3 protein-coding genes and 1 rRNA gene are annotated in these 15,540 nt (G+C 66.1%); all 4 read left to right on the forward strand.

The features are described from left to right. The first annotated feature begins 102 nt into the window (after positions 1–102). Entirely contained in the window at positions 103–10,776 is a 10,674-nt protein-coding gene (locus tag Q2K21_RS04620) for a LamG-like jellyroll fold domain-containing protein (RefSeq protein WP_310765666.1), read from the forward strand. 280 nt (positions 10,777–11,056) lie between these two features. Beyond that, positions 11,057–11,866: a hypothetical protein gene (locus Q2K21_RS04625; RefSeq protein ID WP_310765668.1), complete on the forward strand. Its 810-nt coding sequence runs from the start codon at positions 11,057–11,059 to the stop codon at positions 11,864–11,866. A gap of 448 nt (positions 11,867–12,314) precedes the next feature. Then, positions 12,315–12,773: an SEL1-like repeat protein gene (locus tag Q2K21_RS04630; RefSeq protein WP_310765670.1), complete on the forward strand. Its 459-nt coding sequence runs from the start codon at positions 12,315–12,317 to the stop codon at positions 12,771–12,773. A 943-nt stretch (positions 12,774–13,716) separates the two neighbouring features. After that, positions 13,717–15,242 (forward strand): 16S ribosomal RNA (locus Q2K21_RS04635). Positions 15,243–15,540: the final 298 nt, after the last annotated feature.

A 15,540-nucleotide genomic window follows, 5' to 3' on the forward strand; every position in this document is an offset into this window, starting at 1 on the left:
CGCAATCGCTGGGTCCGTAGCCCTCGCTTGTTCCCGCCGGGTCGTACCGGCAGGCGCAGAGCGAGGGCTACGGCACTTTCTGTCCTCATATCCTTCTCCTTCATGCTCACCACCGAGACGGCGGCGGCCTCCGGTGCCACGCTTCCGGCGCTGAGCATGCCCGAGTTGTCCCTGTCGGGCCTGTGGAAATGGGCCAACAAGTCCCCGTTGGACACGCCCGATCAGGAGGGCGGCACCGCTCGGGGCAAGAGTCACTTCGCCTCGACCGCGGCGACCAGCGCCGACCGCGGCGTCGGTCGCAAGCCCGGCAAGGGCAAGGGCGAACTCGACGCGTACAAGCGCCCCGTGGACGCGGTCAAGAAGGCCACGACCGGCAAGGCCAAGGCCACGGCGAAGAGCTTCAACCCGCGGACCAGCGAGCGTGACGCCAAGAAGTCCACGGCGACGTCGGACTTCTACGTCAACGCCGACGGTTCCACCACGATCCGTCACTACCCCGGGCGGACCAACTTCAAGGCGGCGGACGGCACCTGGAAGCCGATCGACACCAGTCTGGTCAAGGACAAGGACGGTCGGTTCGAGCAGGACGCCAACTCCCTCGACGTCGAGTTCGCCGCGAACGCCGCCGACCGGCAGCTGGCCTCCGTCGACTTCGGAGGCGGCCGCACCCTGGCGTACACGCTGCGCGGCGCGCGGAAGGTCGCGGCGTCCAAGGACGACAACGGCACGCTCGTCTACGCCGGTGTGCTGCCCGCCACCGACGTGCAGCTCGTTCCGATCGCCGACGGCTTCAAGGAGAACGTCGTCCTTGAGTCCGCGGACGCGGCCAACTCCTGGGTGTTCCGCCTGGACGCCAAGGGCCTGACCCCGCGCATCGCCAAGGACGGCGACGTGGAGTTCACCGACGCCCACGGCAAGGTGACCGCCACCATCCCCCATGCCTACATGGAGGACTCGCGGATCGACCGTCGCTCCGGTGACGGTGCCCGCTCCCAGAAGGTCACCTACGAGCTGACCACCGTGGACGGCGACCCGGCGCTGCGGATGACCGCCGACCGGGACTGGCTGGACGACCCGAAGCGGGTCTACCCGGTCACCGTCGACCCGACGACGGTCCTCTCCAGCGAAACGACGTACGTCCAGAACGACTACAGCGCCGACCGCTCCACCGAGACCCAGATCAAGGTCGGTTCCTACGACTCGGGCACCACCAAGGCGAACTCCTTCCTCCAGTTCTCCTCACTGGGTACGACGCTCGCCGGCCAGAAGGTCTCCGCGGCGACCCTCAACGTCTGGGCGCTGTGGTCCTCGACGTGCACCCCCGAGTCGTTCTCCGTGTACCCGGTGGCCCAGTCGTGGTCGCCGACGACGACCACGACGTACCCCGGTCCGTCGTACGGTTCCTCCATCGGCTCCGCCACCCCCGACCCGGGCGCCTCGTGCACCAACACCACCGGCAGCACCAGCGTCGGTGTGAAGATGCCGGTGACGCTGTCGACTTCGTGGTTCACCCAGGTCGCCACCGGTGGGGCCAACTACGGTCTCGCGCTCGCCGCGCCGACCGGTGACGGCCTGCACTGGAAGAAGTTCCACTCCGACGAGTCGGCGACCTCCGCTTGGCGCCCGTCGCTGGACCTGACCTACACGGCCAACACGCAGCCGCAGGTCAACGCCCAGTACCCGCCGGAGAACTTCCAGGCCAACACCCTCCAGCCGGAGCTGCTCGTCTACGCGAGCGACGCCGACAAATGGCCCAACTCGACGCTGACGTACAGCTTCGAGGTGTACGACGCCGACTCCGGCAGCACCACGCCCGTCGCCACCTCCGGCAACCTGACCAAGGGCAGCTGGAAGATCCCCGCGGGCAAGCTGACGTGGTCGAAGAACTACGCGTGGTACGTGGGGGTCACCGACGGCTACGAGGAGGTGACGTACTCCAGCCGCTTCACCACCGCCGTGCCGCAGCCGCCGGTCACCTCGGGCCTGGCCCAGAACACCGACGGCCACGAGTTCGACCCGTCCGACGCGAACTACACCACCGAGGACTCCGACGCGGATGTCGAGGTGGTCGGCCCCTCGCTGGAGATCGACCGCTCGTACAACAGCATCGACCCGCGGATCGACAGTGCGTTCGGCGCCGGCTGGTCGACGGTCGTCGACATGAAGGCGGCCGAGGTCAAGGATCCGGCCGGCACGGTCACCAGCGTGATCGTGACCTACCCGGGCGGTGAGCAGGTCGCCTTCGGCCGCAACACGGACGGAACGTTCCAGCCCCCGCTGGGCCGCTATGCCCGCCTGCAGTCGGTGACCGGCGGCTACACGCTGACGGACAAGGACTTCACCGAGTACGCCTTCAAGCAGGCCACTGCGAAGGCCGGCGCGTACGCGATATCCAGCATCAAGGACTACGCGGGCCGTACCGAGACGTTCACGTACAACACGTCCAAGCAGCTGACCAAGATCACCAACGAGACGTCCAAGCGCTCGCTGGGCCTGACCTGGTTGACCCCGACCGGCGCCACCACCGCGCATGTCGCGACGGTCTTCACGGACCCCTCCACGGTCGGCGACGCCAACACCGCGCAGACCTGGCAGTACAACTATTCGGGTGACCAGCTGACCAAGGTCTGCCCGCCGGCTGACTGGTCCAAGTGCACCACCTACGGCTACGCCACCGGCAACCACTACCGCACCACGGTGCTGGACGCCGACCCGTACGCCTACTGGCGGCTCGGTGAGGCGGCCGGTACGACTGTCGCCACGGACACGGTCGACACCAACCAGGGCCGGTACAACGGCCTCTACCACAACGTGACCCTGGGCACCTCCTCCGTTCTGGCGGGCTCCACCCAGACCACGGCGACCTTCAACGGCACCACCTCGTATGTGGAGATGCCGTCCGCGCCGGGTGCGACGCCGTCGTACATGACCGTCTCCCTGTGGTTCAAGACGACCACGGCCGGAGGCGTGCTCTTCTACTACGGTGACAAGCCGCTGAGCGACTCGAACCCGGTCGCCAACACGACGAAGAACACCCCTGCGGTGTACGTCGGGACCGATGGCAAGCTGCGTGGCTGCCTGGCCATGTCGCCCACGTGCAACCCCAACATCGTCTCCGGCGCCACGGTCACCGACGGCCAGTGGCACAACGCGGTCCTCACCGGTCAGGCCACCAGCCAGACCCTCTACCTGGACGGCGTGTCCCAGGGCTCGCTGACCGGCACCATCAACGACTGGGAGCAGCCCTACATCTCCCTCGGTGCCGGTGTGAACACCCAGGGCTGGCCCGCGATGAACGCGAACGACCAGCTCGGGCACTACACGGGCCAGATGGCCGAGGTGGCGATCTACTCCGAGCCCCTCGACCCGTCGGTGATCACCGCGCAGTACCAGGCCGCCAAGCGGTCCGCCGGTCTGCTCAACAAGATCACCACGCCGGGACTGAAGACCCAGTCCCAGGTCGTCTACGGCACCACCGACGACCTGGTCAAGCAGGCAACCGACGGCGACGGCGGCACCTGGAAGCTCAACCCGCCCACGGTCAGCGGCTCCTCGCAGGTGTACCGCTCGGCCGTGATGGGCTCCGCCCCGACCGGCTACTGGCGCCTGGCCGACACCCTCGGCGCGCCGCAGGCCGCCAACGAGGTGCACACCGGTTTCGGCACGTACAACACCGTCACGCAGGGTGTGGCGGGGCCGTTCGGCACCGGTGACGTGACCGCGGCGTCCTTCAACGGCACGTCGTCGTACGCGGAGATCCCGTTCACCCCCTGGCACGGCTCCGCGGAGCGCGCCGTCGAGCTGTGGTTCAAGACCGGCAGCCCCGGTGTGATCCTGTCCGACCAGTCGCAGCTGCCGACCGGCGCGACCCCGACCGGCAGCTGGAACCCGCTGCTGTACGTGGGCGCCGACGGAAAGCTGCACGGTCACTGGTGGAGCGTCTCGGGCTCCGGCGGCACCGCGTTCGGGTCCACGGCGACCGTCAACGACAACACGTGGCACCACGCGGTCCTGTCCGCCTCGGGCACGACCCAGACGCTGTACCTCGACGGCGAGAAGCAGGCCGACTTCACCGGTGCGGCGGCGGACCAGTCCAACACCCGTACCTTCGTCGGCGCGGGCTTCGGCAAGAACTGGTACCAGTCCCCCGGTGACGTGAGCTTCTTCAACGGCTCCATCGCCGAGGTCGCGGCGTACAACCACCCGCTGACCGGGGACGAGGTCGGGCAGCACTGGGATGCGTACAAGGCGTCCTCCGGCATCGCCCCGGTGCGCACGGTCACGCTCACCGACCCGACCGACAAGACGCTGACGTACGTGTACGACGCGGAGATGGGCAACCGTCTGCTGGCCGCGATCGACACGAACGGCAAGCGGACGACGTACGGCTACGACACGTCGGGCTTCCTGCGCACCGTGACCGACGCCAACGGCAACCGCAGCATCACCGGTCACGACATCCGCGGCAACACGGTCTCCCAGACCGACTGCCAGGACACGGCCGCCAACAAGTGCGCCACCGAGTACTACACGTACTACCCGGACGCGACCACGGCGTTCCCGCCGATGGACCCGCGGAACGACCTGATCCTGACCGAGCGGGACGCCCGTTCCGCGTCCGCCACGGACAACACGTACCTGACCAGCTACACCTACGACACCGGCGGCAACCTGCTGTCGGTGACCAGCCCGCCGGTGGCCGGCCACCCGAACGGCCGCACCGCCACCACCACCTACACCACGTCGTCGACCCCGGCGGCGGAGGGCGGTACGGCAGTGGCGCCGGCGGGTCTGGTGGACACGGTGACGACACCGGGCGGAAAGCAGACGAAGTACGTCTACTTCGCCAATGGCGACCTGGCCTCGGCCACCGACGCCAACGGCGCCAAGGTGTCGTACACGTACGACAACCTCGGCCGGCAGACCGCGAAGAAGGAGATCACCGACGCCAACCCGGGCGGTCTGACCACCACGCTGACGTACGACAAGAACGACCAGGTGGCCACCGAGACCAGTCCCGCGGTCACCAACCGCGTCACCGGTGCGGTCCACCAGGCCAAGTCGACCACGGTCTTCGACGCCGACGGCAACGTCCTTTCGCAGACCGTCGCCGACCTGACCGGCGGTGACACCTCGCGTACGACGTCGATGACGTACGACGCGTACAACCGTGTCGCCACGCGGACGGACCCGGGCGGTGACACCACGTCGTTCGAATACGACGTCTACGGCAACAAGGTGAAGGAGACCGACCCCGAGGGGAACGTCAACGCCTACACCTTCGACGCCGAAGGCCGGCCGCTGACGACCAGCCTGCTCAACTACACGGGCGACCCGAACAACCCGTCGTCGCCGACCACGCTGGTGCAGGAGTCACGGGCTTACGACCCGGCGGGACGTCTCGCCTCCATCACCGACTCGATGGGCTGGGTGACGGAGTACACCTACACCGATGACGGCCTGTCCGCCACGGTCACCCGCAAGGACCCGGCGAACGGCAAGCAGTTCGTCGAGGAGTCCAACACCTACGACATGGCCGGGAACCTGATCAAGCAGGTGACCAACGACGGCCAGACCACATCCACCTTCGTGGTGGACGCGGCCGACCGCGTCACGTCGTCGGTGCTCGACCCGACCGGCGTCAACCGCAGCACGAAGGTCTCCTACGACCCGGACGACAACGTCGTGACGGAGGCGGAGACCGACCCGGCGACCGGTGACGTCGACTCGACCGACACCCGCTACGACAACCTGGGCAATGTCACCGGCACCACGGTGCACGACGGCACCACCGCGCCCGTGGCCCGGTGGAAGCTCTCGGAGACCAGCGGCCTCACGGCCAACGACTCCTCCGGCGGCAACAACAAGGTGACGCTGGGCAGCGCCGTCACCCGCTCCACCGAGAAGGGCGGCTCCGCGGTCTTCAACGGCACCGCGAACGCCTACGGTCAGGCGGACGGTCCGGCGGTCAACACCAGCGGCAGCTTCACCGTCTCGGCCTGGGTCAAGCTCAGCTCGACGAGCGCCAACAGCACCTTCCTGGCCCAGGACGGCAAGGTCGCCAGCGGCTTCCAGCTGTACTACTCCACGACGTACGGCTGGACCTTCAACCGCCACGGCTCGGACACCACCGGCGCCGCGACCATCCGGACCTACTCCGGCACCTCGGCGGTGACGTCCGGTACCTGGACGCACCTCACCGGTGTGTACGACCAGGCCACCGGGACGCTGAAGCTGTACGTCAACGGAACCCAGTCCGGCACCACAACGGCCTTCACCTCCCCGTGGGAGGCCACCGGCCCGTTGCAGATCGGACGGCGTCTCTACAACGGCACCTACGCCGAGAACACCCAGGGCACGATCGCCGACGTCCAGGTCTACAGCGAGGCGCTGACCCCGTCGCAGATCTCCGCGGTCTACGGCGGCACGCTGCCGGCGAGCGGCAGTTCGGTGCATACGACCACCTGGAAGCTGGACCAGCGAGGTCTGCCGGTGTCAACGACCGACGCGGTCGGCAACACCACCGACTACGGGTACGACGAGGCGGCCCAGCAGACCACGGTCACCGAGCCCGTCGTCAACGCCGAGACGGGCGGTGGGACGCCCACGGCGGTACGTCCGGTCTCGATGACGGGTTACAACACCTTCGGTGAGGTGACCGAGGCGTCCGACCCGCTCGGCAACGTCACGGTCACGGCCTACGACGCCGAGGGCCAGGAGACCTCGACGAAGCTGCCGAACTACACGGCGCCCGGGTCCACGACGCCGATCACGGCCACGTCCTGGAACGAGTACAACAAGCTCGGCCAGGCCACGGCGGAGGTCGACCCGCTGGGCAACCGCACGACGTACACGTACACCCAACTCGGCGATGTGGCCTCGGTCACGGAGCCGGGCGGCGGCAAGACGACATACGCGTACGACACCAACGGCGACCTGCTGTCGTCGGTCCGGCCGGGCGGCGCGCGTGAGGAGTCCACCTGGGACTACCTGGGTCGTGAGCTGACCAGCACGGACATCGTGCGTCAGCCGACCCAGCGGGCGTACACGGCGATCAACGAGTACAACGCGCCGGGTGGCGAGCTGTCCCGGATGGTGAGCCCGGCGGGTGTGGCGGAGTCGTACAAGTACAACGCGCTCGGCGAGACCACCGAGGTGACCGACGGCGCGGGCAACGTGTCGAAGTTCACCTACAACATGGACGGCGAGGTCCTCACCTCGATCGACCCGGACAACACCAGCACCAAGAACACCTACGACGGTTACGGCCAGCTGGTCGCCACCAGCGACCTGGACGCGACCGGCGCGGTGCTGCGCACCAGCCGTTCCACCTACGACCGCGCGGGCACCCCGGTATCGGTGACCGACTACCGCGGCCACACCACCACGTTCACCGTTGACGCGACGGGTCTGGTGACCCAGGCGGTGGAGCCGGTCTCGGCGACCGAGTCGATCACCACGACCTTCGGCTACGACGCGGCGGGCAACCGTACGCGCTTCACCGACGGCCGCGGCAACCCGTTCATCACCACCTACAACACCTGGGGTCTGCCCGAATCACTGATCGAGCCGTCCACCCCGACCCACCCGGACGCGGCTGACCGCACCTTCACCACGGTGTACGACGCCAATGGACGGGTGAAGGAGCAGCGCTCCCCCGGCGGTGTGGTCGTCTCCCATGAGTACGACGCCAAGAGCCGGCTGGTGAAGCAGACCGGTACGGGTGCGGAGGCCGCGACACTCGACCACACGTACGCGTACGACTCCGACGACCGCGTCACGGCCGTCGCGGGTGCGGACACGGATCTGAACACCTTCACCTACGACGACCGAGGTCTGCTGCTGTCGACGTCCGGTCCGTCGGGCACCTCGTCGTTCGCCTACGACGGTGACGGGGCGATGACGTCGCGGACGGACGCGTCGGGCACGTCGACCTACGGGTACGACACGGCCGGCCGGCTGAAGACCGTCAACGACGGCGCCACCGGCTCGGCATTGACGTACACCTACGACGTCAACAGCAACGTCAAGCAGATCGACTACGGCACCGGCAAGTCCAAGCGTGAGTTCTCCTACGACGCGTTGGAGCGGCTGACCAGCGACAAGCTGACCTCGCCCACGGGCAAGGTGTTGTCGTCGCTCAGCTACGGGTGGGACGACAACGACAACCTGACGTCGAAGACGACGACCGGTGTCGCGGGTGCGTCCACGAACACCTACGCATACGACTGGGCGAACCGGCTGACGTCCTGGAACAACGGATCGACCACGGAGGCCTACGGCTACGACGCCTCGGGCAACCGCACGCGTGTCGGTGGCGACACGTACACGTACGACGCGCGCAACCGGCTCACGTCGGACGGGCACAACACGTACGCGTACACCGCGCGCGGCACGCTGAAGACGATCACCGACGAGGGCGGGACGCAGACCCTGCTCAAGGCGGACGCCTTCAACCGTGTGATCAACGAGGGTGACCGAACGTATACGTACGACGGTCTGGACCGTGTCCTGAAGGCCAAGGACGAGACCGGTGCGGAGATCTACTCCTTCCGGTACAGCGGCGGCGGGAACGATGTGGCCTCGGACGGTATGACGTCCTACAGCCGCAACGTGGACGGTTCGCTGCTGGGCGTGAAGACGGCCGTGTCGTCGGTGCTGGCTCTGACGGACATCCACGACGACGTGGTGGCCCAGTTCACCGCCTCCGGTGAGGCGCTGACCGGTTCGTCGACGTACACGCCGTTCGGCAAGGTCTCCGTCACGAACGGGATGCTGGGCAACCTGGGTTACCAGTCCGGCTGGACCGACCCGGAGACGGCCAAGGTCAACATGGCGGCGCGCTGGTACTCGCCGCAGACCGGTCAGTTCAGCAGCCGGGACACGGTCGGCAACGACCCGCTGCCGTCGTCGGTGAACGCGAACCAGTACGCCTACGCCAACCAGAACCCGATGACGGGCGTGGACCCGACCGGTCACTGGTTCGAGTTCATCAAGAAGGCCGTCAAGAAGGTCTCGAAGAAGGTCAAGAAGGTCGCCAAGTCGGCCTGGAAGAAGACCAAGCACGCGGTCAAGAAGGCCGCCAAGGCGGTCCGCAAGGCTGCCAAGCACATCAAGCGCGCGGTCAAGAAGGCCGCACGCAAGGTGCATCGCGCGGTCCGCAAGGCGGTGCACTACGTCCACGACAGCGTCAAGAAGGTCAAGAGATACGTCAAACGCACGTACAAACGCGTCAAGCGCTACGCCCACAAGGTCGTCAAGCACATCAAGGAGACGGCTCGTAAGGTCGCCAAGGCTGTCAAACACGTAGCCAAGAAGGCGGTCTCGGCAGCCAAGAAGGCCGTCAAGAAGATCGGCAGAGGCGTCCAGAAGGCGGCGAAGGCGACAGCCAATTACGTCAAACAGCACGCCGCGACCATCGTCTCGGTCGCGGTCGGTGTGGGTGTCTTCGCGGTCTGCACCGGCGCCACGTTCGGTGGCGGCGCGATCGGCTGCGCGGCTCTCGCCGGTGCCGTCGCCAATGGCGTCGGCTACATGATGAGCGACGGCCCCAAGTCCGTCGGCGGCTTCCTCGGCGCGGTCGCGATCGGCGGCATCACCGGAGCCCTCGGCGGCGCGGCCGGCGGTGCGGCCTCCGGCGCGGTGGGCCGCCTGCTCGCGAACGTCGGCGGCAAGGTGGCCACGGGCGCGGCCATGGGCGCCGCGGGCGGAGCCGCGGAAGGCGCGGTCGGCTACGGCATCTCCTGCGCGGCCAGCGAGGAGGGCTGCAGCGCGAGCGGCGCGGCGAAGGCGACGGCGCTCGGTGCGGCAACGGGTGGTGTCTTCGGTGCGGTGGCCGGCAAGGTCAGCGGCTGCCACAGTTTCACAGGAGCCACCCCGGTCGTGCTCGCAAGCGGCGCGGCCAAGCCGATCTCCGAGGTCAAGGTCGGGGACTACGTCCTTACCGCCGAGCCCGGCAAAAAGAAGAAGGAGGCTCACAAGGTCACCAAGGTCCACATCACTACGCACGACCGCGACTACGTGCGGGTGACCGTCGCCACCAAGGACGGACCCAGGACCCTGGACACCACGGCCCTGCACCAGATCTACAACGCCACGACGAAGACGTGGACGCGGGCGCAGGACTTCAAGGCTGGTGACAAGTTCCAGACCGCGGATGGCTCACCGGCCGAGGTCATCAACACGCGGACGTACAGCGATCACAAGATCACGTACGACCTGACCGTGGACGGTCTGCACACGTACCACGTGATGGTCGGTAACGCGGCTCTGTTGGTGCACAACTGCTCCAAGGCCGCCCGCCAGGATCAGTACGCCCATGACAACAGTGTCAGGTACCACGGCCTGGACGACCTCGGCCGTCCCACCGGAGTCGATGCCCAGGTCCGGCCCGGCATGCTGGACAAGGGCTCGGAGGCAGGGAAGACGACCCCGCCCGGCTGGCGAGGCAACGGCACCGCATTCAACGAGGCCCGCGGCCATCTGCTGGCCGGCCGACTCGGCGGTGCAGGTAAGGGACGTTACGCGCGCCGGAATCTCGTCACGCTCACCCAAGACCCCGTCAACACTCCATGGATGAGAGACTTGGTCGAAGGAGAGATCTATAAGGCAGTCAAGGCCGGCGAGACAGTTCAATACTCGGTGAAACCGGTGTATGAAGGTGCCAATCCGATTCCGATCAGGCTGGATTTCGATGCTCACGGCAATCGTGGGTTCCAGCTGAGCGGTTGGCTGGAAAACCCGGCCGCCGGGGTACGGACCGGAAGGGCCGGTTAGGCGCTGTAGCGAGTAGAGGCCTGGGCGCAACAGGTACTGGCCTGTTGCGCCCAGGCTGTTTCGGAGGAGACGAATGACCCGCACCACTCCCTCTCGGCCGGTCGAAATAGAGAGGGTTTTTCCTGAGCTGACGGCCTACCGTCGTACGGCGACCCGGCTGCATCCAAGGCCGGGCGCGCCCGGCGCTGCGGAGAGCTCGGTCGGCGGGCCGCTGCTCTGGCCGGCGCACGAGCCGTGGCCTATGTGCACGCAGAGGCACAGGCGGCGCTTCGGTGACCGAGTGGCGGATGTGCGGCTGCGGCGGAGGATCCTGGCAGAGGCCTGGAGCCGCAATCCAGCGCCCGGTCAGCGGCCGGGGCCCACGGATGAGGAAGGCGAGGTGCTGAGGTCGCTCAAGCGGGGCAGGCACGCTCCCTGGCTTGAGGACACCGATCCCATTCCGATGCTTGCCGTGGCTCAGCTGTACCGGCGGGACGTGCCCGATCTGGGAGGTCCCGCCGATCAGGACCTGCTGCAGATGCTGTGGTGCCCGTTCGACGCGCACGAGGGTCGGCATGAGCCCGCGGTGGAGCTGCGCTGGCGTCGCTCCGCGGAGGTCGTCGACGTGCTGACCGATCAGCCGGAGCCCGAGGTCGTGGGTTCCGAGGGCTATGTACCCGCTGCTTGCGTGCTGGACCCGGAGCAGGTGGTCGAGCATCAGGAGCTGCGCCTGTTGCCGGAGGAGCTGCGCGAGCGGATCGATGCGTGGGAGGGCGACGAGGACGATCTGGATGAGGACGCTGTGCTCTATCAGTCCGACTTGTCGATTGCCCCGGGCTGGAAGGCAGGTGGATACGCCTCCTGGCACGCGACCGACCCGGCTCCGATGCTGTGCGACTGCGGGCGGGAGATGGACCTGCTTCTCACCGTCGCGAGCAAGGAGTGGGACAGTGGGAGCCGTAGCTGGATTCCTCTGGAGGACAGGGCGACCGCGGATGCCATGGATGCGAACATCCCCACTCAGGTGACCGTCGGCCGTTGGGGCTCGATGAATGTCTTCGTCTGCCCCGCGGATCCGTCACATGTGCCGCGCCTGAGCTTCCAGGGCTGACATCAGGCACCCGTGGCTGGCTGGTCGGCCGGAGGTCGCGTACTGCAGACACCGGTTGCTCGGCAGGCTGAACCGTTATCCGGTCTCGTCTTTGGCGCTGCGGCCGGCAAGTTCGGGGCGAAGCGGTCCCGCAGACACGAGCAGCGCCGACACGGTGATCGCCCCCGCCCGGCGGCGGGGGGTGATCACCGTTCCCCCCAGCGCCGGCCGGGGGTACCGTTCTGGTGTCGATGCAGAACGGAGACCAGTATTCCCCGCACATTGACGAGCACACGGGCGCATGCTGTCGTTCGGGCCGACCCACGTCGGCGTACACCGAGTGAGCGTGCCGCTTCTCCTCCGGGGCTGCGGCTGCTGCCGCGGGAGAGCGAAACCGGCAAACTGTGTTTCCTGGCTATGAATGGCACCAGTGGCGTGCTGTCCCGGCTGGCGGACGCTATCTGGGGCGTTGACTGCGGGGCTTCCGCGTGACGCCGGGGCAGCCCGCACGGCTTCCCTCACCTTCGACGCCGTCGAGCGCGACCCTCAAGCGGTCGCTGCACTGCTGCGATCCGCCGCGGAGGGCGGTGTCGACGACGCCTATGTCGTCCTCGGTGACTTGCTCGCGGCCATGGACCAGGATGCCGATGCGCTGCGCTGTTATCTGAAGGCCGCCGAGTCCTGGCATGACGGGGCGATGTACGTCGCTGCCTGCTGGTACCGGGACGGCACTGCCTGCCATCCGGACAAGGCCGAGGCCCTGAAGTGGTTCTGCAAAATGCTCACATCCGGAAACGCTGACGGGCTCCAAGAGGCGATCACCATGGCACGTGGCATGAGCGACGAGGAGATCCGGCGTGCCGGGCAACTGGCGGGCTCCCCTGGGGAATCCGAGGCGATGGTGGGGACGGCGCAGAAGTATCGGTGACTGTCCCGGCGCTGAATTGGCCTCTGGCGCTACGACGAGCCCAGGTCGCCGGCGAGTCCGGAGCGCATGCGAGACCGTGGCCGACCGGCTGGGCCACGGTCTCGACAGCGAGTACGCCTCGTTCCTGCTCCAGCCGGACGGTTGGCCAACAGCGACTTGGACACGTGCGCCCGCATCGTCAGCGCCTGCTACGTCAAGCCGCTCGACCGGACGGTCACCGTCGATGCCGAGTGGGAAGATTCCCGCTGCCGCCATGCAGTCGTGCCTCAAGGGGACGGTGCGGAGCCGAGCCGAGTCAGCCGAGTTGACACGCCCCGACTCGATCCGTAGTGTCCTCCGGGTTGTCCGACGTGAGTGCCGACTCCGGTCGGTCCCCGGACAGCCATTCCGCAAGTACCAGCCGAGAACCGGCGCTTCGTCGTCGTGTGTATTGGCATGCGTATTTTCGGAATGAGGAATCCGCGTTCGAACTCTCGTGAGGGCGCAGCCCCCGATTAGCTCGGGAGCGAGGGATCCGCTAAAGTCTCACTCGTCGGAACGGCCGAAAGGCCCGGGAAGACAACCCGGTTGACAGGGAGTCAGGCCCCAAAGGGAACTGAGGGATCTGATAGAGTCAACATCGCCGGAAAGGGAAACGCGAGAGCGGGAACCTGGAAAGCACCGAGGAAATCGGATCGAGAAAAGATCTGATAGAGTCGGAAACGCAAGACCGAAGGGAAGCGCCCGGAGGAAAGCCCGAGAGGGTGAGTACAAAGGAAGCGTCCGTTCCTTGAGAACTCAACAGCGTGCCAAAAATCAACGCCAGATATGTTGATACCCCGTCCGTCGGAACAATCCGATGGTCGAGGTTCCTTTGAAAAACACAGCGAGGACGCTGTGTGCGAGGGGACTATTCCTCCTCTCGCACCGCTCTCGTGGTGTTGAACCGGATTACCGGTAAACATTCACGGAGAGTTTGATCCTGGCTCAGGACGAACGCTGGCGGCGTGCTTAACACATGCAAGTCGAACGATGAACCACTTCGGTGGGGATTAGTGGCGAACGGGTGAGTAACACGTGGGCAATCTGCCCTGCACTCTGGGACAAGCCCTGGAAACGGGGTCTAATACCGGATACGAGGTTCGGAGGCATCTTCGAACTTGGAAAGCTCCGGCGGTGCAGGATGAGCCCGCGGCCTATCAGCTTGTTGGTGAGGTAATGGCTCACCAAGGCGACGACGGGTAGCCGGCCTGAGAGGGCGACCGGCCACACTGGGACTGAGACACGGCCCAGACTCCTACGGGAGGCAGCAGTGGGGAATATTGCACAATGGGCGCAAGCCTGATGCAGCGACGCCGCGTGAGGGATGACGGCCTTCGGGTTGTAAACCTCTTTCAGCAGGGAAGAAGCGAAAGTGACGGTACCTGCAGAAGAAGCGCCGGCTAACTACGTGCCAGCAGCCGCGGTAATACGTAGGGCGCAAGCGTTGTCCGGAATTATTGGGCGTAAAGAGCTCGTAGGCGGCTTGTCACGTCGATTGTGAAAGCCCGAGGCTTAACCTCGGGTCTGCAGTCGATACGGGCTAGCTAGAGTGTGGTAGGGGAGATCGGAATTCCTGGTGTAGCGGTGAAATGCGCAGATATCAGGAGGAACACCGGTGGCGAAGGCGGATCTCTGGGCCATTACTGACGCTGAGGAGCGAAAGCGTGGGGAGCGAACAGGATTAGATACCCTGGTAGTCCACGCCGTAAACGGTGGGAACTAGGTGTTGGCGACATTCCACGTCGTCGGTGCCGCAGCTAACGCATTAAGTTCCCCGCCTGGGGAGTACGGCCGCAAGGCTAAAACTCAAAGGAATTGACGGGGGCCCGCACAAGCGGCGGAGCATGTGGCTTAATTCGACGCAACGCGAAGAACCTTACCAAGGCTTGACATACACCGGAAAGCATTAGAGATAGTGCCCCCCTTGTGGTCGGTGTACAGGTGGTGCATGGCTGTCGTCAGCTCGTGTCGTGAGATGTTGGGTTAAGTCCCGCAACGAGCGCAACCCTTGTTCTGTGTTGCCAGCATGCCCTTCGGGGTGATGGGGACTCACAGGAGACCGCCGGGGTCAACTCGGAGGAAGGTGGGGACGACGTCAAGTCATCATGCCCCTTATGTCTTGGGCTGCACACGTGCTACAATGGCCGGTACAAAGAGCTGCGATACCGTGAGGTGGAGCGAATCTCAAAAAGCCGGTCTCAGTTCGGATTGGGGTCTGCAACTCGACCCCATGAAGTCGGAGTCGCTAGTAATCGCAGATCAGCATTGCTGCGGTGAATACGTTCCCGGGCCTTGTACACACCGCCCGTCACGTCACGAAAGTCGGTAACACCCGAAGCCGGTGGCCCAACCCCTTGTGGGAGGGAGCTGTCGAAGGTGGGACTGGCGATTGGGACGAAGTCGTAACAAGGTAGCCGTACCGGAAGGTGCGGCTGGATCACCTCCTTTCTAAGGAGCACTTCTTACCGGGTTCTTCGGGACACGGTCAGAGGCCAGTACATCGGCGAACGTCCGATGCTGGTTGCTCATGGGTGGAACGTTGATTATTCGGCCAGGACCTCGGGTCGGAGGCTGCTAGTACTGCTCGTAAGAGCGTGGAACGCATGATCTCCGGACGGGAGCTGGCCGGGCACGCTGTTGGGTGTCTGAGGGCACGGCCGCAAGGTCTGTCTTCGATGCCGGCCCCGGTGAAGCACCAAGGTTTTGGTGTGTGACGGGTGGTTGGTCGTTGTTTGAGAACTGCACA

Origin of the sequence: Streptomyces sp. CGMCC 4.7035, assembly GCF_031583065.1 — a bacterium.
Lineage (GTDB): Bacteria > Actinomycetota > Actinomycetes > Streptomycetales > Streptomycetaceae > Streptomyces > Streptomyces yaanensis.

Bases quoted from the DNA above. Each gene is read 5' to 3' on its own strand.
- Q2K21_RS04620 (WP_310765666.1), top strand. From the start codon at position 103: ATGCTCACCACCGAGACGGCGGCGGCCTCCGGTGCCACGCTTCCGGCG.